Below are 24649 nucleotides of genomic sequence, written 5' to 3'. Positions count from 1 at the left end.
GTCGGCGTAGACCAGACAGCGGTGGGCTTCCTCCAGGGAGTCCCGGTCGGTGTAGGGCCGCCGCTTCGGACAACGTGGATGTCCGCATCCGCACCATGGACATGGCGTGGTGACCTGAGCGAGCGTTTGAGACGGCCCCGGCTGGGCGTGAGCAGCGTCTCCGCCCGGCCGGGCGCACTCCACGACAACGCCCGCACCCGCCGCCTGGTCTTTGCCAGCGCTGATCGCATTCGCTGCCCGGTCTGTGTTGTGATCAGGGACGAAGCGTGAGGAGGCCAGAGCGATGACCGGAGGCAACGGGCCGGTGGCGAGTGCGTCTGATCATTGTGCGGCGCAGGTAGGCGCGTCGTTCGATTGGGTGTCGAGCGTCGAGGACGGTTTGTGCTGGCTGGAGTCGCAGCCGCTGACCGGACGGACGGTGGTGATGCGGTGGCGGGCGTCCAGCCGGGAGTGCCTGGCGACGTTTGGTCTGCCTGACGCCAGCGTAGGCAGCTCGCTCCACGCGTACGGGGGCATGCCGTATGCGGACCTGCGACAAGGTGGCATGGCGCTGGTGGACGGCTCGACCGGCCACGTGGTCACGGCCGCCGGTACGACCAGCGGCGACTACACGTACGGCGACCTGGACCGTTACGACGATGAGTTGTTCGGGGTCCGCGAGACTGATCACGGCGATGACTTGGTCGTATTCGGCGCTGGTTCGCAGGTGCCGCGTGTGCTGCGGGCGACCTCGGGGTTCCTTGCGTCGCCGCGTGCTCATGCGGGGCGGGTGGCGTGGCTGCAGTGGGAAGGCGAGGTGATGCCGTGGGACTCGAGCGAGCTCTGGGTTGCCGACTATGCCTCCGGCGGGCAGCTGCTGGCGCCGCGACGGGTAGCGGGTGGCCCTGCTGAGTCGGTGGTGCAGCCGTGCTGGGGATCGGGCGGGTGGTTGTATTTCATGTCGGATCGGTCTGGTTGGTGGAACCTGCATCGGTGGCGAGATGGGTGCACCGAGGCGGTCGCGCCGATGGCGGCAGAGTGTGCGACGGCGCCGTGGGAGTCCAGCTACACCAACTTCGTGTTCTTGTCTGGTGACCGGATCGCGATGACGGTGCAAGCCGGCCCGGATCAACAGCTGGTCGTCATCGAGCCCGACGGCACGATCCGGAACGTTGCGTTGCCGTATTTGTCGATCAAGCCGTACCTGGCGGCGGTCGGGGACCAGGTCGCGCTGGTCGGTGCTTCGCCGACACGTACCTCTGAGGTCGCGCTCGTCGCGATGGACGGGTCCGACGCGGTGGACGTCATCCGGCGCGGCCCTGCCGTTCCTGGTGACGGTTCGTCGGTGTCGGTGCCGGAGGTGCTGCGCGTCGGCTCGGGCGTTGGTGAGGTGGTCGTGGTGTTCTACCCGGCGACCCCGGCTGTCGCTGACGGCTCGTCGCCGTTGATCGTGCGGCCGCATGCCGGGCCGACATACCACACTGAGCTGCGGCTGGATCGGGAGGTGCAGTTCTTCACCAGCCGCGGTTTCGCTGTCGCAGACGTCGACTACCGCGGCAGCACCGGATACGGGCGGGACTTCCGCAAGGCGCTCGACGGCAACTGGGGCCGCTACGACGTGGAGGACTGCAGCAACGTCGCGGCGCACCTCATCGCGTCCGGCCGCGCCCGCCCGGGTGCGGTGTTCATCTCCGGGGCCAGCGCCGGCGGCTACACCGCGCTGCGGGCAGTGTCCGTCGATGGGCCGTTCGCCCTCGCGGTGGCCCGTTCCGCGATCGTCGACCCGCACCGGTGGAAGACGACCGCACCACGGTTCCAGCGACCGCACGCGGCGATCCTCGCCTCCGCGACGTCGCGGGTCGATGCAGAGCAGGTCAGCAGACCTGTTCTGCTGCTGCACGGCATGGACGATCGAGTCGCGCCTGTCGATGATGTCCTCGCCCTCGCGGCGGCCTTGGAGGAGCGGGGTCTGCTGGCCGGGTTGATGCGGTTCGACGGGGTCGGACACTATCTGTCGGCGGACGCGGAGCGTTCGGCGTTGGATGCCGAGTTGGCCGCCTACCGTCGGGTGCTGCGCCAGGCTGGGATCACGACGTCGGTGTGAGCAGTGGTGGCAGGTGGACCCTGGCGTATTCGGCGAGATCCCGCACGTCGGCCAGGTCCGCGTACGGCTGCAGTTCAGCCATCATCAGTACAATGCGGTGCGCGGTGCGGAACGACGCCACACCCGCCGCGTGGTCGATCGCCTGCCGACCGACGGCGGTCGCCTGTTCGACCTGCCCGGCACGGGCAAGCGCGGAGGCGTGCAGTGCGGTGTCGATGGCCAAGCGCCGGGCGCGGTCCGGAGGGAGCAGGACGACCGCCTCACCGGCTTGGCGTTGCGCGAGCTCGTGCAGGCCGAGGTCGAAGAAGCAGTGGGCCTTCTCGTCGGCGAGGTCGGCTTCGCCGAAGTAGGCGATCCACCCGGGCTCGTCTGCCGGGTTACTACGCGCCAGGTCGGCGTCGACCTGCAACAGCGCGGCAGCGCAGGCAGCTTCGTCACCGCGTCGGGCATGCGCCCGCGCCAACACTGTGCGGAACGCTGCCCGCACGGCTGGGGTGGCTTCGGCCGTTGTGCCGTGCAGGGCCGCGGTGGTAAGGCGGATGGCCTGATCAGGGTCGCCGCAGTGCAACGCGAGGTGGGCGAGGCTGACAGCGATGAGGTAGCCGCCGTAGCGCCGGTCGCCGGTCTGCGTCATGATACGCAGCGCCCGCAGATAGTGGTCCTGGGCGAGACCGTCGAGACCGAGATCGACCGCCTCGTAGCCGGCAAGCTCGAGGAAGCCGCTGGCCACGTTCGGGTCGCCGACGGCCAGGACGTCGAGGTCCCGGCTGAGAAGATCCGCCAGTGCGGGGTACGTGCTGCCGGCACCCTGGACGTGGTCGGTACTGCGCAGCTCGCGCAGGGTCGCAGCTGCATGTGCCGCGCCGTCGTCGACGGCTCGCACGACAGACCGGGACGCGGGCCGGGCGAGCAGCCAGTCCAGCACCGGACGGTCCACCGCTTCGCCGCGGAACCCTTTGGCCTGATCGTTGGTGCTCCGGTTGCGGCGCAGGAGCCGTTCGCGTTCGATCATCGGCAGGAGCCGGGCAAGCGTGCCGCCCGCATCGAGTACCGCGTCGCAGCATTCGACGAACTCCCGAGACGGGATCCGCTCGGCGCACTCGATCTTGCGGACTAGGTCTTTGTGAACGAAGACCAGATCACCGAGGTCGGCTTGAGACAGCCCACGATCGGTGCGGAGTTGGCGCACTTGCGCGCCGAGGTAGTCGAGCACAGACCTCGTCGGCACCAGGTCCCTCGGGGCCTGCCCCCATCGTCATCGCCGCCTCTTGATGTCGCCCACAGCGACCAAGCAAGTGCTGATTGTCGGCTAACGACGTCCGTAGCGCAACATCGACCCTGGTCAGGTGGCGCGATGCTGTGGGCGTGCGACCCACGTTGCAGCCGCCGGCGTGGCGCCTGCGCGGCTCTGCGATGCCAGCTGCTCGTCGTCAGTGTTGCGCGACTGTCAGGCGCGCAGACATCTGGGCGCTTCGGTTGCGCTTCTGAGTTGATGCGGACACCTGCGCTGTCCGCATCAAGCGTATCGACGTACGTCAGGTGAGAGGCGATGGTCATTTAGTCGCGCTTGTGTTCGCCCCGACCGCACCGCATGTGTTGTCGGGGGACGGCGGCGGCACGAACTGCAGAGCCTGAATGGCTGGCCGCTTGGGTCTACGGCGTCTGCGTGGTCCGGAACTTGTTGGGGAGAAGTGGTGGACGAGTCGACGTCTTTGAGGACGCCGGACCTGTTCGTGTGGAAGTCGGAGCGGGCATCGCTGGGGGTGCATGGGGCGGTCGACGCCACGAACGGATGTGCGCCGCGACGCTTTCGTGGATTCCAATGCGCAACGCGCGGCAACGGAGTTGATGGACCGTCACCGTCCCCAGGGGTGTCGACCTTGTCGGCCTTCGCTTCGTCGATCCAGTGCGGACGATCTCGGGCAGGTTGCGCGGTGCAGCAGGACGAACGTGCACGCCGATCATCCTTCGGCGTGCCGCATGTTGCTGCTGGCGTCGTTCAGGAAGCTGGCGGGGAAGCGTGTGTGCCCGTGCCGCCGCACTCCTGTGGCCGACATCTCGCGACGGAAGTCCGCGGCGAACGGCGAGGCCGACGCGGGCTCGGTCGTGTTCACCCGCGGCACCGGCTGGGCGTGTCCCGGTGGCCTGCCTCTGGAGGCTGTGCCCACCGGCCGATCTCCCAACGCCCAGCCGGGTCGCCGGACCGCACTCCCGCGCGTGTCCGGGGCGACGGCCGCGGGTGCCGCGGTGGCGTGCCGGCCGACTGCGCAGTCGGCACGCCACCGTATCCGGTACTGCCCTTGACCAGGCCGATCGCAGGAGACGTTGCGCTGACGTGCGTGGCCACGTCCGTCGCGGTGCCGTGCTCGCGTTGGCATCGGCGGGCCGCCTCGGCATGGCCAAACGCGGGCACATGTCAACGAGGGGTACTGCGAGCTATGAACTACATCGGTGGCGCGGCGGGCGACACATGACCGCGCCGAGGCAAGGCAGCGCGAGCACTCCGGTACGCCGCAGGTGGCTGCGGAACCGGCTGATCCGCACGAAGCTCACGATCATCCTGGCCACGCCGATCGCCGCGATCCTGATTCTTGCCGGTGTGGTCGGCTATGAAGGGGTGGCGGACGGGCAGCGCGCGGAGCAGGCCCGGCAGGTCGTCTCGCTCGGCGGGGACGCTGCCGTGCTGGTGGGCCGGTTGCATCATGAGCGGGCCGGTTCGGCGTTGGTGTTCGCGTCGGCTCCGGGTGATGAGCGGGTCTTGGCTGAGTATCGGCGCAGTGTCCTGGCCACGGATGCTGCTGCGGCCACGTTTCGGCAGCACAGCGGGACCGTCCGGGTGTCGGCGGATGTCCGGGTGGTGCTGGACCGTGCCGACGATGGGCTGGAGGATCTGGCTGCGTTGCGGCAGCAGGTGCAGGCCGATCCGAAGGCTGTCTCGAGTGTGGTGCTGTTCCGGTACCGGGCGCTGATCGCGGATCTGCTGACGTTCCGGCAGGCGTTGAGCCAGATCGGTGTACCGGCCGCGACCGGCAACGAGCTGCGGGCGGCGGCCGCGCTGTCGCAGGCGATTGAGGCGCAGGGGCTGCTGCAGGTGGCGGTGGTGCGGGCGGCGGCTGCGGGTGAGCTGACGCCGGCGGCCCAGCAGGAGATCGTCGGTGCGTCGAGCAGTTACGCCGATGCGTTGGTCGACTTCCAGCTGCTGGCGCCGCCGGTGTGGCGGACCGCGTTGAACGCCCGGGTGAACGGTGGCGCGGTGCTGCAGGCCGAGCGGGAGCAGGGCATCGTGACCCGAACGGCGCCGGGTGAGCGGTTGCGGCTGACGACCGACGTGGCCGGGTGGTCGGCTGCGATGGGCGCCCGGATGGATCTGCTGCACGAGGTGGAGGCGACGGCGGACCGGCAGATCCTCGCCGAGGTCACCGCGCAGCGGGACAGTGCCCGCCGTGCCGCGGTCGCGGTGGCCGGCATGGTGCTGGCCGGGCTGCTGCTGACAGTGATGATCGGCGCGGGTTTCGCGGTGTCGTTGAGCCGGTCGTTGACCCGCCTGCGGTACGAGGCGGCGGACGTGGCGACGGTCCGGCTACCAGATCTTGTGGCGCGGATCGACGTGCACCACGCGGATGCGGCAACGGTGGCGGGTTTGGTCTCGCAGGCCGCGTCGCCGATTCCGGTGGACGGCAACGATGAGGTGGGGCAGGTCGCCGCGGCGTTCAACGCGGTCGCGGCGGCGGCGGCGCGGTTGGCGTCGGGCCAGGCGTCGGCGCGGGCGTCGGTCGCGGCGATCCTGGCGTCGCTGGCGTGGCGGCTCAAGCGTCAGTCCGACGCGTTGACCGTTGCACTCGATGAGATGCAGCAGAACCAGACCGATCCGGAACTGCTGAAGGGCCTGTTCCGGCTCGATCATGCGGCAACCGGGTTCCGGCGGTTCATCACCAGCCTGCTGGTGCTCACCGATCAGCACGCCGGCCGACGGCAGCAGCCGGTCCCGTTGCCTGACGTGCTGCGGGCGTCCACGCAGGGCATCGAGCACTACACCCGGGTCGAGCAGCATACCGTCGATCCCGATGTGCTGATCGTGGGCCTTGCCGCCGAGGAACTCGTGCACCTGCTGACCGAGTTCCTGGACAACGCCACCAAGTACTCACCGCCGACCGCACCCGTCACGCTTGAGGCGGCGCGCGTCGGCGACCACGTCCACATCCACATCTCCGACGCGGGTGTCGGCATGAGCCCGGATGAACTGGGACGGCTGCGGAGCAGGTTCGACCGCGCCGGCCTCGACGAGGCGATGACCCGGCAGATGGGCATCCCCGTCGCCGCCGCGATCGCCACCCGACTGGGTATCGAGGTCAAGTTCCGCTCCGAGGTGGGGAGGGGCACCCGCATCGATGTGACGATTCCGCAGGGTCTGTTCCAGATCCAGCAGCGCCCAGCGTTGCCGGCGCTTGGGCCAGTCGACGCGCCGACAGCGTCGAATGCCCAGACGCAGGAACTGCGGACGGTGTCGCAGGGACCTGCCGGGTTGGCGTGGCCGCCGATGGCGGGCGGCGCCGGAGACGTCCGGTCGGCCACGGCAATGCCGGTCGATACCCAGCGGCCGTTGATCTACGACCAGCTCAGGCCGCTGGAGCCTCCGCCCTACACCGCGGGCCCGCCGGTGCAGATCAGCGATCTCGCCGCGACCGAGGCCGGGTTGCCGGTGCGGCAGCCAGGCCGGCATCACCGCCGGGAGCCGGCCGACGGCCACGAGCCAGCGGCGGCGCTGACGGTGCCAGGGCGGCGTGATCCGAGCCATACCCGCCTGCAACTGGCCGGGTGGCAGCGCAACCGTGCGGGCGCGTCCCGTGACACCTCGACAGCTCACCTGACGGAGGCACCGCGATGACCGATGACAACGAAACCAACCGGTGGGGTTTTCTGCTCGCACAGTTGTGCAGGACACCAGGCGTCGCCAACGCGATCGCCGTGTCCGCGGATGGCCTGCTGCGGGCGCGTAGTGAGGGTTTGGCCCGTGCCGATGCGGAGACCCTCGCCGCGGTGACGTCCGGGATCTCGTCCCTGGCGGTCGGCGCCGCCAGGGTGATGGCCAGTGGCACGGTGACCCGGAACCTGGTCGAAACCACCGGCGGTTTCCTGGTGATCGTCACCGTAAACGAACGCTGGATCCTTGCGGTGGTCGCGGCAGCGGACTGCGACCTCGGGCAGGTCGGCTTCGAGATCGACACCCTCGCGAACGCGGTCAACGCCACCCTGGAGCCGGCACCACTTCGGTCCGTTCAACACGCATGAGTGTGAGCATGGACCGTGCCGGTCAGCCGGCGACGGGTCGGCGGGTCACCTCGGTCAAGATCGTGATCGCGGGTGGGTTCGGCGTCGGGAAGACCACCCTCGTCGCGACGATCTCCGAGATCACCCCGTTGACGACCGAGGCCCTGCTGACCAGCGCGAGCGTGGGGGTCGACGACACCAGTGCGGTGCCGGCGAAGGAGACCACCACGGTCGCGATGGACTTCGGGCGGCTGAACCTCGACCCGGAACTGATCCTCTATCTCTTCGGCACCCCGGGGCAGGACCGGTTCTCGTTCATGTGGGACGAACTCGTCCGCGGCGCGATCGGCGCGGTCGTCCTGATCGACCCGGCGCGGATCGTGGACTGTTTCGCCGCGGTCGACTACTTCGAGCAGCGCCGGGTGCCCTACGTGGTGGCGGTCAACTCCTTCGACCACGGCCGGGTCTACACCGACGCGCAACTGCGCGCGTCGCTGCAGATCCGCGACGACATTCCGGTGCAACGCATCGACGCGCGCCGCCGCGGCGACGTCCGCGACGTGTTGACGCTCCTCGTGCAGCACGCCCTGTCCACCCGCCGCACCACGGCGTCCGTCATGTCCCGACCCTGAGGGAGAACCCATGCACCAACCTCGACTCCGACGATGCCTGACCGCGGCGGCCGCCGTGGCCGCCCTGGCTGCGGTGCCGGCATTGGCCGGGTGTTCCGGCGCCGCAGTCAACAGCGACAACGGCTCGGCCACGGCCGGACCGCTCGTGGTGGGGTTCCTGACCCCGAAGACAGGCCCGTACAAGGTCACCGGCGAGGACCTCGTCCGCGGGTTCCAGCTCTACCTCGACACCCACGGCGGCAAGCTCGGCGGCCGGACCGCGAAGTTCGTGGTTGAGGACGAAGCCGACGGTAAGCAGAGCGCCGCGAACGCGGCGAAGAAGCTCATCGAGCAGGACCACGCCACGATCCTGTCCGGCGGGGCGACCGCCGACACGACGTTGAGCATCCAGGACATGGTCGCCCGGGCCAAGATCCCGTTCGTCGGCACCGGCGGCCGACCGAGCACCTTGGCCCCCGCCGACCTGCCCTACATCTGGCACACCTCGTGGCTGTCGCGGGAGGTCGGCGCGGCCATCGCGGAGTACGTGAAGAACACCGTGGACGGCCCGGTGTATGTGATCGGCCCGGACTATCAGGGCGGCTACGACAACGTCGGCGGGTTCGTCGACGCGTTCAAAACTGCGGGCGGCACGATCGCGAACGACGACGGGAAACCGTCGTGGACGCCGTGGCCGGCCACGACGAACTTCCTGCCGTACCTGAACAAGGTCGACCCGGCCAAGGTCAAGGGAGTCTTCACGTTCTACGCCGGGGCTCCGGGGGTCGCGTTCGTGCAGCAGTACGCCCAGGTCCTCGGCGGGAAGGTGCCGCTGTTCGCGGCCGGGTTCCTCACCGACGAGTCGATCCTGGACGCCGAAGGCGCCGCGGCGGACGGCATCCGCACGTCGCTGCCCTACGCCGCCGATCTGGACAACCCGGCGAACCGGGCGTTCTCCACCGCGTTCACCAAGGCGTACAACGGCAGCCCCCGGCTGTTGAACGTCACCGCCTACGACGCCGCCGCGGTCATCGACGCCGCCGTCACCGCCGCCGGGCCCAAAGCGACACCGGCGCAGATCAACGAGCAGATCGGCAAGCTCGGCCAGATCGACAGCCCGCGCGGGCCGTGGCGGTGGAGCAAGGACCACTCACCGGTGCAGACCTACTACCTGCGCATCGTGAAGAACGACGGCCGGGGCCGCGCCAACGTCAACGTCCAACCACTCGCCACCCTCGGCAACAACTGACCCCTGGGGAGACCTGCAATGACCACCACCAGCTCCGGCAACAGCACCGAACCGGGTACCGGCACCGGTGCGGGCCCAGTGCCGACGTACATCTTCGACAACAGCTCGGCGCAGGGCACCGCCCAGGTCGACTACCTCGGGCAGATCCTCGACCCGCACACCACCGACATCCTCGACCGTATCGGCGTCCAACCCGGCTGGCAGGTCCTCGACATCGGACCGGGCGCCGGCAGCATCACCACCCTCCTCGCTGGGCGGGTCGCCCCGACTGGGAGGGTGACCGCGGTCGACATCAAACCCCAGCACGTGCCCACCCACCCGCTGGTCGACATCGTCACCGGCGACATCCGAACCGTCGACCTTCCCGGCGGCTATGACCTGATCCACGCCCGGCTGGTGCTCATGCACCTGCCGGAGCGGGCCGACCTCATCAAACACCTCACCGGTCTGCTGAAGCCGGGTGGGTGGCTGGTCCTGTCGGACTGGGACTGCACCTGGCGTCCGATGCTGATCCAGGCCACCGCCGAGGTGCAGGCCGCGTTCGACACCTTCCAGGACCGGCTCGGCCGGTTCGCCGAGGAGCACGGCGTCGACGCCGCCTGGGCCCGCACGACACCCCTGGACATGGACGCGGCCGGCCTCGTCGAGGTCACCACGGTCGCGCACACCCGGCTGTTCCACGGCGGTCAGCCGGGCCTGCTCCTGCACGCCAGCAACTCCCGCCAGCGTGAGGACGCCCTCCTCGCCGCCGGAATGACCGCCGCGGAGCTGCAGACCCTGCGCGACGGCATGCAGGACTCGACCACCCGCGGCTACGCCTACCTGATGTTCACCACCGTCGGGCAACGACCGGCCTGACCCGGGCGTCATCCGGTCCCACCCGGGACCGGCAACCACCATGAAGGAAAGGGGACCGGCTGTGGGTGAGTGGCTGGTGAACGGCCTGGACGGACTGTCGTACGGGATGCTGCTGTTCGTCGTGGCCGCCGGGCTGACCCTGGTCTACGGCGTCATGAGCGTGCTGAACCTCGCGCACGGCAGCCTGTACCTGGCCGGGGCCTATCTGGCCTGCCTGCTGTCCACCGGCAGCCTGCTCACCCTCGGCCTCGCGCTCGCCGCCGGCATCGCCCTCGGCGCCGGCGGCGGCGCCGCCCTGCAACTGGCGCTGCGGCCGGTGCACCGGTACGGGCACCTCGCCGAGGTCCTCGTCACCCTCGGCGTGGCACTGCTGCTCGCCGACCTCTACAGCACCTGGACCGGCGGCGCCCCGATGCCGACCATCACCCCGACGGTCCTGGCGGGCACCATCCCGGTCGGCGACCGGGTGTATCCGGTGTACCGGCTGACGTTCATCGCCGTCGCCGCGGTCCTCGCCGCCGGCCTGCACCTCCTGCTGCGCCGGACCACGGCCGGGATCCAGCTGCGGGCCACCGTCGCCGACCCGGACATGGCCGCCGCGACCGGGATCCCGACCCGCCGGGTGTCCCTCGCAGCGTTCGCGGCCGGCGGTGCCCTCGCCGTCGGCGGCGGGGTCCTCGGCGCGCCGATCCTCGGCCCCGCCCCAGGTGTGGACACCACCGTGCTGGTGCTCTGCCTGACGGTCGTGGTCATCGGCGGGACCGGCTCCATCCCGGCCACGCTCGGTGCCGCGCTGCTCGTCGGGATGGTCCACTCGATCGGCGTCGCCGCCGCACCCCTCGCCGCGCCGTTCGCGCTCGTCGCGGTGATGCTCGCCGTGCTGGTCCTGCGCCGCCGGACGGCGGTGAGCACCGCATGACCACGACCACCGTCCTGCCCACGCAGACGGACGCCACGCCACGTCCGGGTTCCCGCCGGGGCCCTGCGGCGGTACGGCACGCCGCGACCGGCGCCGCCGGGCTGCTGGCGGTGGCGCTGCCGCTGCTGCTCAACGCCTACACCGTCAGCCTCGCCACCAACGCCATCATCCTGGCGCTGCTGGCGTTGAGTACCCAACTCCTCGCCGGCGTCGCCGGGCTGCCCAGCCTCGGCCAGACCGCCTACCTGGCCGTCGGCGCCTACACCGCAGTCCTGCTCGCCCACGCCGGTGTCACCTCCGGCCCGCTGCAGCTGCTCGCTGCGACCATCACTGCCGCCGCCGCGGCGGCAGTGACCGCACCCCTGGCGCTGCGTTCCCGCGGCCCGGTCTTCATGATGGTCACCTTCGCCATCGCCCAACTGGCGGTCATCACCGCGAGCAAATGGTCCAGCGTCACCGGCGGCGACGAGGGCCTGACCGTCCCGCCGATCACCCTGTCCACCACCCCGGCCGGTACGGCGGCGCTCACCAACGACGGCTACCTGTACTGGTACGCCCTAGCCGTATTCGCCGTCGCCGCAGCAGCGACCGGCTGGCTGCTGCGGTCCCGGCTCGGCCTGACGCTGCGCGGCTGCGCCGCGCACGAACCACGCATGGCCGCGCTCGGCCACCCGGTCACCGCCGAGCTCGCCGCCGGATACACCGCCGCCGGAGGGCTCGCCGGGGCGGCCGGAGCGCTGCTCACCGCCGCGCACCGGTACGTCAGCCCCGCCGACTTCGGGTTCGACATAGCGGCGATGGCGCTGCTCGCCGCGGCGCTCGGCGCCGGTCGGATGCGCGGCGCAGTCCTCGGCGCGATCGCGGTGATCGCCACCCGGGACCTCATCGGCACTGCGGTCGCCGACGGGCACGGCGTCGCTCTGCTCGGCGGGCTGTTCCTCGCAGTCGCCTACACCCGGCCTGCCCTCGCCCGGCTCACCCGCCGCTGCGGCCGCACCGGGAAGGGGCAGGACCAATGAGCATGCTGGAGCTGCACGGCGTCACCCGCCGGTACGGCGGCCTGACCGCCCTTTCCGACCTCACCCTCACCATCCCAACCGGGTACCGGCACGCCCTGATCGGCACCAACGGCGCGGGCAAGACCACCGTCGTCAACCTCATCGCGGGCACGATCCGGCCCAGCAGCGGCCGGATCGTCCTGGACGGCCGCACCATCACCCACACCGGCGTGACCCGCCGCGCCCGCCACGGCATCGGCCGCACCTGGCAGCACCCCGCCATCTTGCGCCCGCTCACCGTCGCCGAGAACGTCGCGCTCGCCGTGACACCGTCGACTGCACCGTCAATCCTGCCGGCGTGGACCAAGCTGACCACCGCCGCCCGGGTCCGCCGCCACCAGCTGCGGGACCGGGTCGCCGCCGCCCTGGACCGCGTCGGGCTCCTCGCCGACGCGGACCGAACCGCCGGCGAGTTGTCCTACGGCCAGCAACGCTTCCTGGAGCTCGGGGTCGTCCTGGCCGCGAACCCGCGACTGCTGCTGCTCGACGAACCCTCCGCCGGCCTCGACCCGCACGACGTCGACCGCCTCGGCGACCTGATCACCAACCTGCCCGCCGACGTCACGGTCCTGCTCATCGACCACCGCCTCGACCTGATCTGGCGCACCGCGACCACCGTCACCGCCCTCGACCAGGGCCACCACCTGGCCACCGGCACCCCGGCCCAGATCCGCGCGAACGACGAAGTCCAACGCGCGTACCTCACCGGCGGTACCACACCGCCACCAGCGCGCGTTGCGCGCACGGTGCGGGCAGCGGACTGCTCGCCGCTGCTGCGCGTCGACGCGCTGCGCGCCGACTACGACGGTGCGCCGGTGCTCCGCGGCGTCGACGTGCACGTCGACGCGGGTGAGGTCGTCGCCGTGCTGGGCCGCAACGGCACCGGCAAGTCGACCCTGCTGTCGAGCATCGCCGGCCTGCACCGATCGGCGACCGCCGACCGGATGCTCCTCGACGGCGTGGTGGTGCCCACCGACCCGTACCGTGCTGCCGCGCTCGGGGTCGCGGTCGTGCCGCAGACCCGCCGGCTGTTCACCGGCCTCACCGTCCAGGACCACCTGCGCGGCGCCGCCGCGGTCGCCCGCCCGGCCGGCACCCGGCAGCGGTGGACCACCGGCGACGTGTTCACCCTGTTCCCGCGGCTGCGGGAACGGCTGCACCACCGGGCCGGGCAGCTGTCCGGCGGCGAACAACAGATGCTTGCCGTCGCCCGTGCGCTGCTCATCAACCCGCGGCTGCTGCTGCTCGACGAACCCACCGAGGGACTCGCTCCCGCTGTCATCGACGCCCTCGCCGCCACGGTCGGTGTCATCGCCGCCCGCGGCGTCGGGATTCTCCTCGCCGAACAACACCTGCAGTTCGTCGCCCAGCTCGCTGACCGGTTCGTCGTCCTGGAGCACGGCTACATCGCCATGACCGCCCCGGTCGCGGGCCTCGGCGACCCGGCCCATCGCGGGCGGCTGGACGCGTTGCTCGGGGTCCAGCCGGTGGGGAGCCCGACGTGACTGCGCTGTCCGGTGGAGCGTCCCAGGCCCGCCCGGGTGTCGGCGTGTCCGTTCTGCCGACGGCGGGCACCGGCGATGCACGCCACGTCCGTATCATCGCCGCTCGCCCGGCCTCACGAGCCGATGTCCCCGTGCCAGGGGACGAACGCACGGGCGGGCAGGTTGGGGAGGCCGCCGCGCCGCTGTGGGGGCGGCCGGCGACCTCCCCACGACCTGCGCGCACCGGCAGCGCGATCCGGGACCATGCAGCCGCCGCTCCCGCGACGTCTCCGGTCGGTGTGGCCGCCGAGCACAGCACGGCGGCCGCCCGTCACGGAAGCGCCGTGGTCAGCAGGTCTGCGGCGCAGACCGGCGCCGCGGTGGTCGCCGGTGGCGGCTGGTCCGCATCCGCGCCGCAGAGCGCGTCGCGGGCGGCCGGCGAGACCGGCGACGCAGCGAGCTGTGTCGGCGCGGCCCAGGCGGCAGCGAACCGGGTCGCGGACGCGCTGCTGGGCGGGGCCCGGAACTTCGCCGTCGACCGGGCACTCGCCGACCAGCTCACCGTCATCGTTCCGGGACTGCGGCACGTGGTGCGCCGCGCCCGGACCTTCCGTCGGCACGCCCTGGACGCGGCGGTGCACCGCGGCTGCACGCAACTGCTCGATCTCGGCGCCGGAATCCCGACCACCGGTGCGCCGCGGTGGCCGGGGATCGCCGTGTACGTGGACAACGACCCGGTCGCGGTCGCCGACCTGCGCCGCGTCGCCAGTCCGGGCAGGTTCGTGATGTCGGCCGACATCCTCGCCCCGGAAGCGCTGCTCGACCTGATCGACGACCTCGGGCTGTTGCGGCTGCACGAGCCGGTGACGGTGCTGCTCACCATGGTCCTGCACCACCTCGACGACGTCGGCGCCCGCTACCTGCTGACCACCCTGGCGCAGCGGCTCGCCGCCGGCAGCCGCCTGATCGTGTCCGCCCTGACCAGCGACGCGCTCACCGACGCGCAACGCCACGCAGTCGTCACCGCCTACACCGCCGCCCCACGGCTGTACCTGCGCACGACCGAGCAGACCTCGGCCATCCTGACCGCCGGGCACCTCCGTGTGCCCCATCCCTGCGGCCGTGGCGGCCTGTTCACCGCGACGGTCACCGTGCCCGGCACGGACGGGACGCGCCGATGACCACCGTCCGGAAACGAGCCAGCCATCGCGTCGACGACATCGGCGGCAGGCATGTCAGGGACATGCAGCGGCTTTCTCCACTGGGCATCACCCCGGCGCCTGGCTGTGCACGGGGACCAGCCACCTTCCTCGACGTGGACGACGCCGCCGGCCACCGACCACACCACATCGACCAGGCAGGCAACGGCCTCACGGTGCAGTGGACGGCGCGCAGGCCACCGTGACCCGCCAGGCACGCAGACGACGAACCGGCCGGGTCGCCGCCGCTGCGGCACCCCAGGTCAACCGGCGGCACGCCGTCGTACCGAGGACAGAGCTCACGCAGATCGGACGAGCGTCGATGAACGACCACCCACGGTTCGGGGCAGGAGATCGGCCCCAGTTGGCGGTGCCGGTGACCGCCCTGCGGTCGCTGACCATGCTGGCCACCGGCCATCTGGCGGCGGGGGAACCGGGACTGGCCGTTGCGCTGCTGCGCGCCGGGCTGCTCGGCACCGACCCGCGCACGGCTGCGCCGGACCTCCACCTCGCCGACGCCGGTGCGGTGTACGCCGCGGCCCTCGACCCGCGCGGCGCACCGGACTCGGTCGCGCTGCGGTGGGCCAGATACGCCTACCGCACCGGTGTCCGCTGGCGCGGCGAGGACCACGACCGCACGGTGGCCGCGGCCGACGTGCTGGCCCGCGTCCTCGCCGCACACCGGGTCGACGCCCAGGCGATCGACCTGCGGCGCCGGCTGGTCGAACTTTTCACCGCTCGTGACGGTCTGGTGGCGGCCTCGACCGTCACCGCGTGTGTCCGGCTCGCGGTCGCCGAGCACGACGCCGGGTACTGCGACGCGGGTATCACCGGCCTGGGTCGCGCCTGGCAGCGCTGGTCCAGCGTGCACGGGACCGCCGATCTGCGCAGCGTGGCCATGCTGCTCGACCTCGCCGCGATGCTCGCCGCTTGTGGCAGGTTCGCCGAGTCCGCACACGCGACGAAACAGGCGTTCGCGGGCTTCGCCGCGACCGGACCGGCTGCGGCGGCACGACCCGACATACCGGACCCGCTCCCGTCCTGGCACCCCGCAGGCCGGAATCACGCCGCGCTGTGTGCGCGGCCCCGTCCCCGTCCGAGGGCCGGTATGCGGCGCGGTCACCGCACCGACCGGTGTTTCGCCTGCCAGGAGCTTCTGCCGTGACCCTCCTCCGATCGGCGCCGGCCGACCCTCGACGCCGCGGGCCGGTGGCCGCGGTGACCACGGCGCAGCCCGGCTGGACCGCCGGCACCCGCCGTCACCGGCTGACGGGCAGCCCCCATCCGACCCATGGCAGAGAGCATCCGATGACGCAGCCACCGTCCCCGTGCCGTGTCATCGACCCCGCAGGCTGCGGCCGGTCGCGACCGGCCGGTCACCGCAGCACGCCCGCCGGGGAGACCGCGGACACGTCGGGCGGCCCGCGGTCTCCCCGGCGGATCCCCGCCCTCGCCGCCGCGGTGCTCCTGGCCGCCGCCGCCATGGCGATCGGCGTCCCCGGCACGACGCCGGCTCCGGCGACGGTCACCGCCGGCGCCGACCCGGACCTGCTCGCGCTCAGCCCGCAAGGCCAGTTGCTGCTGCTCGCGCAGCGGGTGCAGCCCACGGCGGCGGATGCCCTCACCGGCGACGACAGCTGCGTGCGCATCCAGCGCAGCGTCGAGGCCGACGACAGCACGATCGTGTTCGAGTCGGTGCGGCGGATCAGCCCGTCAGGTGCCGGCATCGTCACGCAACGCCGGGCGACCGTGCCGTCGGGCGCCGGGGCCGCCGAGGTAGGCCGCCTGCTCGACCAGGCCGCCGCGACGGTGACCACGTACGGCTCCGGTGAACTGCTGTCGCCAGTCGGTGACCCGGTCCCGGTCGACGCCCAGACCCTGGCGGTGCGGGTCGCCGCCCGGACCGGTGCCGGCCGCGGTGCAGCCGCGGTCGTCGCGGTCCTCACTGACCTCGCGACGGTCCGATATCTCGACGTTGCGCAACGCGTCGCCGTGCTGCGGGTGCTGGCCACGCTGCCCAGCCTGACCGGCGGCGGCCTGCACCCCGACCCGGCCGGGCGCACCGGCATCACCGTCCAGGTCGACGACGGCACCAGCACGATCCGCTTCAGCGTCGACCCGTCCAGCGGGCGACTGCTGACCGCCGAGGTGGTGCCCCCCGGCGGCGGACACCGGCACGTCACGCAGCTGCTCGGCAGCACCCGATGCACCTGCCCGCCGCCCGCGGCACCGCCGGGTTCGGGCGCGGTGTTCTGGCCGCCCGTCCTGCGCACCGCGCCCCTGCTCGGGGACCCCTGCTCGACGACGCCCGGCACGCCGACCATCCAGCCCGTCGACCGTGCAGCGGCGGAACGCCGATGAGCCCCGCCAGCGCAGTCCGCTGCCCGGCCGCCGCGCGCAACCGCGCCACGGCACGGCGCACCCCGAGCTGGCGGCTCGGCACGGCGGCCGTCCTCACCGTGGACAGGGGAGCCGCCGGAGCCCGTCGGGAACTCGACGCCTGACGTGCCCGTCCTCGCCTGCGCCGCCCGGACGTTGGGCCGCGACGTACACGGCAGCCGGTCGCTCATCACGGCCGGCGGCAGCGCCCCGCATGGCGCCGGTGACCGCGCCCCGCTCGCCGCACGCTGCGCGGCGGCGCCGCTGCACCGGTACCGCTCCGACTGCCGGCACGGCCGCCTGGCGGGTCCCGGCCGGGGCATTGTGACGGCGGCAGTATCGGCCAGCGCCGCGGTCACGGTAGTACGGCTGCGGGAGGCGCGATGAGGACCGGCGACCCGACCCGCGCCGGGCACCACCGTGCCGATCCGGACGACGACGTGGACAGCGCCGGCAGGCATGCGACGGCGGAAACCCCGACGGACCTGGTCGACCGGGCCGGCGTGCGGCTGGCGGCCTACGACTTCGCCGGCGCATACCAGCTCCTGATCGAGGTCCGGTCGCGGATCGAGCACGACGTCGAGGTCGACCACACCGACGCCGTCGATGCCACCCGCATGCTCGCCGAAACGATGCTTGCCCTCGGCCGGGTCGACGCCGCGGACGACCTGATCGCCGACCTCGCCACGTGGACCGGTCTGGGCCCCTATCAGGCCGCGATGCTCGCCGTCACCCAGGCGCGGCTGCTCACCGCGCAACACCGGCTCGACGAGGCAGCGGCCTGCTACCGCGACATCACCCGGCACCATCCACAGCCGCGGGACCCGGCCCGATGGCCGGTGCTGCTGGCCATGGCCGGGGACGCCGCCGTCACCGCCGCCCGCGGCCGACCCGCTACCGCGGAACCGGCCCTCACCCTGGCCTACAACCACCTGGTCGACGAGTACGGCACCGACCACGTCGATGTGGTGCGGATCGGCGTCGAGCTGACGCAACTGCGGATGCAGCTCGGCGGATACGACGCAGCCTGGCACCTCGCCGCACAGCTTGCGCCGGCCGCAGTCGCCGGCCTGAGCGAGCACCATCCACTGGTCACCCAACTGGCCGGCCTCGTCGATCGTCTCACCGCCGAACGCCACGACCGCGACGGGGCACCGGCCGCGGCGACCGGTCGCCGGGACGCTCCGATCCCTGGAGCATCGCCGGCCCGGTCCGCTTGGCGCCGTCGGCACGTGGCCGGGCGACGGTCGCTGCCGTACTGGACGCTCGTCACGATCGTCGTCTGTCTCGGCGTCGCATCGGCGACCGCCGTCACCGTGGCCGCCATCGCCATACTCGTGCCCGCCCGCGAACCGGCTGCCACTCGGCCGCCGATCGCCGGCCCGATCCCTACCCGGGCGCCGTGGACACCGGCTTTGCTGCCCGCCGGTGACGTGCGCATCGTGCGGGACACCGGCACGACGATCGATATCGCCTGGACCGACCCCAGCGGCGGGACACGACCCACCATCCTGTTCGTCGCCAAAGACGACGCACCGGCGACCGTCGCCGCGACCGTCCAAGCGGCCACCACCAGCTTCCGGCTCACCGGCCTCGACCCCCACGCACGCCGGTACTGCATCGGCGTGGCCGTCGCCTACAGCTCCACCACCGTCGCGCGGGCCCCCGACGTCTGCACCAGCAGACCAACCAGTACCCCGACCTCGCGCCGCAGCAGCACGCCGAGCTCACCCCCGCCCGCTGCCAGGCGACGCCGCGGAACGAGCCGCCACCGCCACCTGCCCGCACCCGCACACGACCTCGGCCCGGGGCAGACCCGTCAACAGCGCTCCAGCTGGCGCATCGGCGACGTGGACAGACCGCACCACACCAGCGCTGACTCCGACACGAACGGCAGAGACCCATGGCGAAACGCACCATCCACATGCTCGACGACGACCTCGACGGAGGCCACGCAGACGAAACCGTGCAGTTCGAGCTGGACGGCACCGCGTACACGATCGACCTGTCCACGACGCACGCTACAGCGCTGCGGGAAGCGCTCGGCCCGTTCGTGCGGGCCGCGAACGCCACCCGCCGCATCAGTAGGCAGGCACGCCCCCTCGGCGCCGCGCAGCACCGGACGGCCAACACCGCCATCCGGGAATGGGCTCATGCCGCCGGCTACCAGGTGGGCGACCGCGGCCGGATCAAGACGACCATCGTGGAGGCATACCACCGGGCCACGCCCGGAGCAGACCCGCGACCGCGGACCAACCACGGCCTTGACGATGCCCCAACGGCAACGGACCGGTCGACCCTGGCAGGTCACGCCCCCCACGGCAGCGGCCGCGACCAGCACCGCGACCCCGGTTGCGGTCCTACCGATCGTGCTGCACGCCAGCGGAGCCGCCGACCCCTGCATCGCCCTTGACGGCCACCGCGTCGCCGTCCCCCGGCCCTGCACGCCGCGCTGCGCCGCACGCCGCGCGTGACACGGGCACCGGTCCCGCCGCACCGGCGAAGACCGCCGCACCGGCGAAGACCGCCGCCGACCTGTTCGTCGTACCCGACGCGCAGCGGGCACCGGCAGAGCACACGCCCGCATCACCGGCCGGCCGGGGGCGCCGTCGCCGCTGCATGCGCAGCTGCCGGTGCGCCGATCACCGCCCGGGCCATGGCCATCACCAGCCGACCCCATGACCAACGATCGGGTACTGGCCGCACGTGTACCCGGCCGCTGCGACCTCACCCATCGGAAGGAACACCCGACGTGCTGCCCATCCACCACCGGACCCCACCATCGCCACCCGCACCGATCGCTCACCGGCCGGCAGCAATTCCAGCCGGGCGACGCGGACGACACTGGCGGCCCGGCCGGCGGCTCGCACACGCGACCAGCGCCCTCACCATCGCGGTCCTCACGGCGAACACGGCGACCCACCCCGTCACCGCGTCAACCGCCCACACCGCCGCCCGGCCAGTTGCGGTGTCGGGGGTCCAAGGCGTCCGTGTGCCCGCGGCCGAACTCGCCATCATCGCCGACCGGATGCGGCCGGCACCCGTCGACGTGCAGCCCGGCCCGGTCGACTACATCGAGTTCCGCACCGGCGGTGACCCGTACGAAATCCGCGGCGGCGAGCCGACCATCTACGCGTGGCTGCAGGCGTGGAGCGGACCAGGCGGACAACACTGGGTCCGGCGCCTGCGCGAGGACGCCGGCAGCCCAGTCTGCGACCAGGCGTACGAAGACTCCATCGACTTCCGCGACGACAACCCGGCCTGGTTCGACGTGCCACCCGAGGACCCGGCCGCCCTGGAACGGTTCGTGCTCGCCAACCCGTACCCACCGCGTCCGAGCGACACCGCCGATCTGTACCTGCTGTACCGGATCAGCTGGCTGGCACAGGAACACAACGCGACCCTGCGGCAACGCCAGGCAACTCTCCGCGCGCTCGCCCGGCGTCCGGACCTGTACGTCCAGGTCGGTATCCGCGACGCCACTGGCCGGTCCACGATCACGGTCAGCGCCGTCGGCCTTGAACGCGACCCATTCTTCAGCCGGTCCGCATCCGTCAAGCCGGTACGCCGCGTCCTGGAGTTCGACGCCGACACTGGGCTTCTGCTCGCCGAGACCCTCTACCGGGACCCAGCCGTCCTCGCACGTGGACTGCGCGCACCCGTCCACGGCAGCGCCTCGAACGTCCTGGACCAGATCATCTACGTCGATCGACAACACGTCACGGACCCCACCAGCCCGACACTCGGCTGCGCACTGCACCCTCGCCCGTTCGACCGGTAGCGCCCGCGAGGCCGCGAACCCGTGCACAGGCCGGCGCCACGTCGGCCATCGACACGCCGTGATCAGCAAACTCGGCTGGTCCAGCCTGGTCAACGTCCGGCTCATCGACCCCGCCGACGACCCCGTGACCATCAGCGTCCGCCCCGGCCTCAGCCGACCCCTCGGCGTCACCGGCCACACCGGCGTCAACCTCCCCGCCATCCGCCACGCCCGCTGCGAACCGCTACCGCATTCGCGCAGCCCACCTCGGCCCACTACAACTCCGTCACCTCGACCAGCACTGGCCAGACATCCCGTACACCGACGAAATCGACGACGCTCAGTAGCCGCGACCTGTGGCACCACCACGTTCAGGAGGATCGATGGCGAACTTCTTCGACACCGTCATCGGCCGGTGGCCAGCCGGCCGGGAGGACTATCACTGGCATATCCTTCCCGACCCGGAATGGGTCCGGACGGCGCTGTTCGAGCCATACCGGGAGCTGACCCACCGCGACGGCCTCGCGCCGGTGGCTCCGCAGTGGACGCATGTCACGGTGCTGCACTCCGGGCCGGTCGACGCCTTCCGCGCTGAAGAGGTCGAGCAGGTCGTCGACCTCGTCCGGGCCGGCTGCACGGCGATCGCGCCGTTCGAGCTGACCCTGGACCGGCCAGCCCCGGGACGGGTCGCGCTCGAATGTGCTGGCCGGCCAGGGGCACCCGCCCGCCAGCTGTGGCAGCTGACGGGCGAGGCGACCCGCGCGGTGACCAGGGACCGGTTCCCGCTCATCCCGGAGCTGTACTACCCGCATGCGTCGCTCGCGTACGGCGTCGCAACCTTCGACCATCGGCCGCTGAAGGTGTCGTTGTCCGACCACGACCACGGCCCGGTCAGTTTCCTGGTCAGCAAGGTGTCGCTGGTGGCGCAGTCCCACGACGGGCGGTTCATCACCTGGCGGCACGTCCGGGACGTGTCACTGACCGGCTGACCTGCCCCTGATGCGCCGCCCCGGTGCCGTGCGGAGGTGCCCAACCTCGCCGGCTGCACGCGCACCTGGGGACGCGCAGCGAGCGGGGAGTCCGACGGCGCGGAGCAGGAGTTGACGCGCCGCACACCGAGCCAGCAGTTGCAGGTACGAGAACGGGAGAAGCTCGATGACGACGATGGTTTCGATCAACGCGTTGGACTTGTACGGCGCAGGCAGCGAGGAGGACGAACGCCGCTACGCGGGCGTGGAGGCGCTGCTGCGGGAGCTCGACGCCGACATCGTTGCTGTGCAGGAGTTGAGGGTTCCCGGCCCGGCCGAGCACCGGAAGGCCCAGGCACGGGGTGCGGCGGTCCGCCTGCGGCGTCTCGCGGAGGCGGTCGGGCGTCGCTGCGACACCGGCGCCCGCGCCGAGGACCTGCTGCTGGCCGTCGGTGGCGGGGTCCATCATGTCGGGCTGCTGTGGCACGAGGACTCGGTCGCGCCGGTGCCCGGTCGGGTACAGCGGTTCGGCCGTGCGGCGGGGATGTGGCACTCGCTGGTCACGGCCGTGTTCGACCTCGGCGACGGCGTCCTGGCCAGGGCCGGCAGCGTCCACCTGCCCCCGTTCGACCAGAACTGGGCAGTACAGGACACCAGTCAGATCCTGCGCGCCATGCACGGCGACGACCTTCCCGGTTTCGTCGGCGGCGACTTCAACAACATCGGCGCCACGAAGGTCCGCGACCCGTCGACCGGTGAGCTGGTGTTCTACGACGCCGACCCGTACGCGGGGCTGCCGTGGCAGGCCCACCACGTCTACCAGCTCGACGCGGACGGCGACGTCGACCGGCGCGCCGCGCACCGCCTCGAAGCCCCGCACCTGGGCCGGTTGCAGGATTGCGCGATCCTCACCGACACGCCGTGGACCCCGACGACCGGGCACCACCCGGACGACCGGCATCCGCCCCGCCGCCTGGACCGCTGGTACGCCACCCACCGCGCACCCGGTCGGGCGGTCCGCCGCTACCAGGCCGTGGCCGCCGCCCGGGTCGGTGGACTGACCGACCACTGCCCGGTCATCATCGACGTCGACCCGGCCGCGATGACGGGATCGTGACCGTGCCACGGCGGGCGCGGCTGGCGGTCACGGTGCTGTTCGCGGTCAACGGGGCGGCGTTCGCCGCGGTGGTGCCGCTCTATCCGCAGCTGCAGTCGGCCGAGCACGTGTCGGCGGCGGGCTGGGGAGCGGCGTTGAGCGGGTATCCCGTCGGCACGCTCCTGACCGGGCCGGCGGCCGGCTGGGTGGTGCGCCGCTGGGGGTCGGCGCCCGCGTTGTGTGCCGGGATTGCGGCGCTGGCGGTGCTCAACGCGGCGTTCGTCGTGGCCGGCGACCTGGCGTGGCTGGTGGCGGTGTTCCTGCTGCTGGGCTGTCTGGACGCGGTCATCGAGGTCGCGGCGAACGTGCAGGCGCTGCAGGTGCAGCACCGGTACGGGCGGTCGCTGCTGCACACCTGCCACGCCGCGTGGAGCGTCGGTGCGATCACCGGTGGGGTGCTGGGCGCGGGCGCCGCCGGCGCCGCGCTGCCGTTGCGCGGGTATCTGCCGGCGGTCGCGGCGGCGGTCGTCGCAGTCGTCGTCGGCTGTCGCCGGTTCCTGCTGCCCGAACGACCGCCCCGACCCGGTCCCGGCCCGACAGCCGCGGCCGCGACGGCGGTGGGGCGGTCGGACGTGGAGCTGGTTGCGTCGCGGCCGGTGGGGCTGGTCGCCGCCGCGGGTCTGGTCGCCGCGTGCGGGACGTTCATCGAGGACGTCCCGGCATCGTGGGGTGCCATCTACCTCACCGAGCTGGGCGCGACGGCCGCCGTGGCCGGTGCGGCGGTCGTCGCCGCGCAGACGGCGATGGCCGCCGGCCGAGCGGGCGGGGACTGGCTGACAGGCCGGTATGGGCCCCGAACCGTCGTGCGTGGCGGTGCGGTGCTGGCCGCCGCCGCGACGGGTGTTGCCCTCGCCGTGCCGGCACCGGCGATAACCCTGGCCGCGTTCGCCGTGTGTGGGCTGGCCGTCGCCGGCACGATCCCGGCCGCGATGACCCGCGCCGCAACCGTGCCCGGGCAGCCGGTCGCGCCGGCCGTCACCGCCGTCAGCATGATGCAGCGAGGCGGGCCGCTGCTGGCGCCGCTGCTGATCGGGTTCATCGGCGAGCACGCCGGCCTGTGCGCCGCGCTGCTCACCGTGCCGGTCGTGGCCGTCACTCTGTGGGCGGCGGCCGGCTCCCTGGCCGGCCGGCCACCCCGGTCTCATCCCGCGGCCGCGTCCGCAGCACCGGACCCGGCCGGCACCCCACCGGCCGAAGCCCAGCACCCGGTGCCACCGATCGAGGGACGGCGATAGGCTCTGGTGATGGACACGAGACCGGTCGTGGAGCAGGTCGACGCAGCCCCCGGCAGGTCGTGATCGCCTTGTCGGCCGATCCGCCGGACCGGGCGGGGTTCCTGGAGGCGATGCGAGCAGCGGACGGCGGTCACCGCGACCAGGTCACGCACCACCCGGTAATCCCAGGACATCCGATCCTGGGCGGTGAAGCCCTGGGCGGCGTCGGCGAGGGCGACTGCCCGCGCCGCTGGCCACTCACGGTTGCTCGCTGTCGCAGTTCCGCCGTGCTGGTCGATCACCATGACCTCCACCTCAAACGCCTCACAGCTCGCACCTTACTGCGCGGGCATGGTCGGGCCGATCGCCTGTCAGCCGGCCGCCGGGACCGATCATGCCGCTCGGGGTCCAGCGACCGGGACTGGTTGTCAGGGCTGGTGGCC

At 72.2% G+C, this 24649-nt stretch carries 19 protein-coding genes and 1 pseudogene; 19 read left to right on the top strand and 1 reads right to left on the bottom strand.

Annotated features, from left to right (window positions below):
* Nucleotides 1–283 precede the first annotated feature (283 nt).
* Nucleotides 284–2083, top strand: a complete 1800-nt coding sequence (locus tag AB0M46_RS23550) for a prolyl oligopeptidase family serine peptidase (protein ID WP_363339110.1) — start codon at nt 284–286, stop codon at nt 2081–2083.
* Here AB0M46_RS23550 and AB0M46_RS23545 read toward each other — a convergent pair.
* Nucleotides 2067–3296, bottom strand: coding sequence for a helix-turn-helix transcriptional regulator (locus AB0M46_RS23545; protein ID WP_363339109.1), 1230 nt, complete (start codon nt 3294–3296; stop codon nt 2067–2069). The genes AB0M46_RS23550 and AB0M46_RS23545 overlap by 17 nt on opposite strands.
* Before the next feature lie 1257 nt (nt 3297–4553).
* Between AB0M46_RS23545 and AB0M46_RS23540 the strand changes: the two genes are divergently transcribed.
* The 18 genes and pseudogenes from AB0M46_RS23540 to AB0M46_RS23455 all read left to right on the top strand — a co-directional run bounded on the left by AB0M46_RS23540 (nt 4554) and on the right by AB0M46_RS23455 (nt 24227).
* Complete coding sequence (locus tag AB0M46_RS23540) at nt 4554–6968, top strand: nitrate- and nitrite sensing domain-containing protein (protein ID WP_363339108.1); 2415 nt, start codon at nt 4554–4556, stop codon at nt 6966–6968.
* On the top strand, nt 6965–7372 hold the full coding sequence (locus AB0M46_RS23535; protein WP_363339106.1) for a roadblock/LC7 domain-containing protein: 408 nt from the start codon (nt 6965–6967) through the stop codon (nt 7370–7372). Before AB0M46_RS23540 ends, AB0M46_RS23535 begins: the two co-directional genes overlap by 4 nt.
* An 8-nt stretch (nt 7373–7380) precedes the next feature.
* Nucleotides 7381–7983 carry an ATP/GTP-binding protein gene (locus tag AB0M46_RS23530; protein ID WP_363339105.1) on the top strand — a complete coding sequence of 201 codons (603 nt, stop codon included), beginning with the start codon at nt 7381–7383 and terminating at the stop codon, nt 7981–7983.
* A gap of 10 nt (nt 7984–7993) precedes the next feature.
* Entirely contained in the window at nt 7994–9211 is a 1218-nt protein-coding gene (locus AB0M46_RS23525; RefSeq protein ID WP_363339104.1) for an ABC transporter substrate-binding protein, read from the top strand.
* An 18-nt stretch (nt 9212–9229) separates the two neighbouring features.
* Nucleotides 9230–10069 (top strand): methyltransferase domain-containing protein, encoded by an 840-nt coding sequence (locus AB0M46_RS23520; RefSeq protein WP_363339103.1) that lies wholly within the window; start codon nt 9230–9232, stop codon nt 10067–10069.
* Between the two features lie 61 nt (nt 10070–10130).
* Nucleotides 10131–10988, top strand: a complete 858-nt coding sequence (locus AB0M46_RS23515; protein WP_363339102.1) for a branched-chain amino acid ABC transporter permease — start codon at nt 10131–10133, stop codon at nt 10986–10988.
* Nucleotides 10985–12007, top strand: coding sequence for a branched-chain amino acid ABC transporter permease (locus AB0M46_RS23510; RefSeq protein ID WP_363339101.1), 1023 nt, complete (start codon nt 10985–10987; stop codon nt 12005–12007). The genes AB0M46_RS23515 and AB0M46_RS23510 overlap by 4 nt, the downstream gene beginning before the upstream one ends.
* On the top strand, nt 12004–13551 hold the full coding sequence (locus AB0M46_RS23505) for an ATP-binding cassette domain-containing protein (RefSeq protein WP_363339100.1): 1548 nt from the start codon (nt 12004–12006) through the stop codon (nt 13549–13551). The genes AB0M46_RS23510 and AB0M46_RS23505 overlap by 4 nt, the downstream gene beginning before the upstream one ends.
* Nucleotides 13552–13874: 323 nt before the next feature.
* Nucleotides 13875–14711, top strand: coding sequence for an SAM-dependent methyltransferase (locus tag AB0M46_RS23500; RefSeq protein WP_363339099.1), 837 nt, complete (start codon nt 13875–13877; stop codon nt 14709–14711).
* Complete coding sequence (locus AB0M46_RS23495) at nt 14708–14935, top strand: hypothetical protein (protein ID WP_363339098.1); 228 nt, start codon at nt 14708–14710, stop codon at nt 14933–14935. The genes AB0M46_RS23500 and AB0M46_RS23495 overlap by 4 nt, the downstream gene beginning before the upstream one ends.
* A gap of 116 nt (nt 14936–15051) precedes the next feature.
* Nucleotides 15052–15894 carry a hypothetical protein gene (locus tag AB0M46_RS23490; protein WP_363339097.1) on the top strand — a complete coding sequence of 281 codons (843 nt, stop codon included), beginning with the start codon at nt 15052–15054 and terminating at the stop codon, nt 15892–15894.
* Between the two features lie 143 nt (nt 15895–16037).
* On the top strand, nt 16038–17090 hold the full coding sequence (locus AB0M46_RS23485) for a hypothetical protein (protein ID WP_363339096.1): 1053 nt from the start codon (nt 16038–16040) through the stop codon (nt 17088–17090).
* Nucleotides 17087–17233 (top strand): hypothetical protein, encoded by a 147-nt coding sequence (locus tag AB0M46_RS23480; RefSeq protein WP_363339095.1) that lies wholly within the window; start codon nt 17087–17089, stop codon nt 17231–17233. Before AB0M46_RS23485 ends, AB0M46_RS23480 begins: the two co-directional genes overlap by 4 nt.
* A gap of 1778 nt (nt 17234–19011) precedes the next feature.
* Nucleotides 19012–19329: pseudogene (locus tag AB0M46_RS23475) on the top strand (Lsr2 family protein); the annotation flags it as partial.
* A gap of 771 nt (nt 19330–20100) precedes the next feature.
* Nucleotides 20101–20889: a hypothetical protein gene (locus AB0M46_RS23470; RefSeq protein WP_363339094.1), complete on the top strand. Its 789-nt coding sequence runs from the start codon at nt 20101–20103 to the stop codon at nt 20887–20889.
* A 362-nt stretch (nt 20890–21251) separates the two neighbouring features.
* Nucleotides 21252–21857, top strand: coding sequence for a 2'-5' RNA ligase family protein (locus tag AB0M46_RS23465; protein ID WP_363339093.1), 606 nt, complete (start codon nt 21252–21254; stop codon nt 21855–21857).
* Nucleotides 21858–22023: 166 nt separating this feature from the next.
* Complete coding sequence (locus tag AB0M46_RS23460) at nt 22024–22953, top strand: endonuclease/exonuclease/phosphatase family protein (protein ID WP_363339092.1); 930 nt, start codon at nt 22024–22026, stop codon at nt 22951–22953.
* On the top strand, nt 22950–24227 hold the full coding sequence (locus AB0M46_RS23455) for an MFS transporter (protein ID WP_363339091.1): 1278 nt from the start codon (nt 22950–22952) through the stop codon (nt 24225–24227). The genes AB0M46_RS23460 and AB0M46_RS23455 overlap by 4 nt, the downstream gene beginning before the upstream one ends.
* The last annotated feature ends 422 nt before the right edge of the window (nt 24228–24649 follow it).

Origin of the sequence: Dactylosporangium sp. NPDC051485, from assembly GCF_040682015.1 — a bacterium.
Classification (GTDB): domain Bacteria; phylum Actinomycetota; class Actinomycetes; order Mycobacteriales; family Micromonosporaceae; genus Dactylosporangium.
This window is presented reverse-complemented; position numbering and strand designations above follow the sequence as displayed.

What these genes read in the sequence shown, in the direction of transcription:
- AB0M46_RS23550 (WP_363339110.1), top strand. Translation starts at nt 284, where the DNA reads ATGACCGGAGGCAACGGGCCGGTGGCGAGTGCGTCTGATCATTGTGCG.
- AB0M46_RS23540 (WP_363339108.1), top strand. Translation starts at nt 4,554, where the DNA reads ATGACCGCGCCGAGGCAAGGCAGCGCGAGCACTCCGGTACGCCGCAGG.
- AB0M46_RS23535 (WP_363339106.1), top strand. Translation starts at nt 6,965, where the DNA reads ATGACCGATGACAACGAAACCAACCGGTGGGGTTTTCTGCTCGCACAG.
- AB0M46_RS23530 (WP_363339105.1), top strand. Translation starts at nt 7,381, where the DNA reads ATGGACCGTGCCGGTCAGCCGGCGACGGGTCGGCGGGTCACCTCGGTC.
- AB0M46_RS23525 (WP_363339104.1), top strand. Translation starts at nt 7,994, where the DNA reads ATGCACCAACCTCGACTCCGACGATGCCTGACCGCGGCGGCCGCCGTG.
- AB0M46_RS23520 (WP_363339103.1), top strand. Translation starts at nt 9,230, where the DNA reads ATGACCACCACCAGCTCCGGCAACAGCACCGAACCGGGTACCGGCACC.
- AB0M46_RS23510 (WP_363339101.1), top strand. Translation starts at nt 10,985, where the DNA reads ATGACCACGACCACCGTCCTGCCCACGCAGACGGACGCCACGCCACGT.
- AB0M46_RS23505 (WP_363339100.1), top strand. Translation starts at nt 12,004, where the DNA reads ATGAGCATGCTGGAGCTGCACGGCGTCACCCGCCGGTACGGCGGCCTG.
- AB0M46_RS23495 (WP_363339098.1), top strand. Translation starts at nt 14,708, where the DNA reads ATGACCACCGTCCGGAAACGAGCCAGCCATCGCGTCGACGACATCGGC.
- AB0M46_RS23490 (WP_363339097.1), top strand. Translation starts at nt 15,052, where the DNA reads ATGAACGACCACCCACGGTTCGGGGCAGGAGATCGGCCCCAGTTGGCG.
- AB0M46_RS23485 (WP_363339096.1), top strand. Translation starts at nt 16,038, where the DNA reads ATGACGCAGCCACCGTCCCCGTGCCGTGTCATCGACCCCGCAGGCTGC.
- AB0M46_RS23480 (WP_363339095.1), top strand. Translation starts at nt 17,087, where the DNA reads ATGAGCCCCGCCAGCGCAGTCCGCTGCCCGGCCGCCGCGCGCAACCGC.
- AB0M46_RS23465 (WP_363339093.1), top strand. Translation starts at nt 21,252, where the DNA reads ATGGCGAACTTCTTCGACACCGTCATCGGCCGGTGGCCAGCCGGCCGG.
- AB0M46_RS23460 (WP_363339092.1), top strand. Translation starts at nt 22,024, where the DNA reads ATGACGACGATGGTTTCGATCAACGCGTTGGACTTGTACGGCGCAGGC.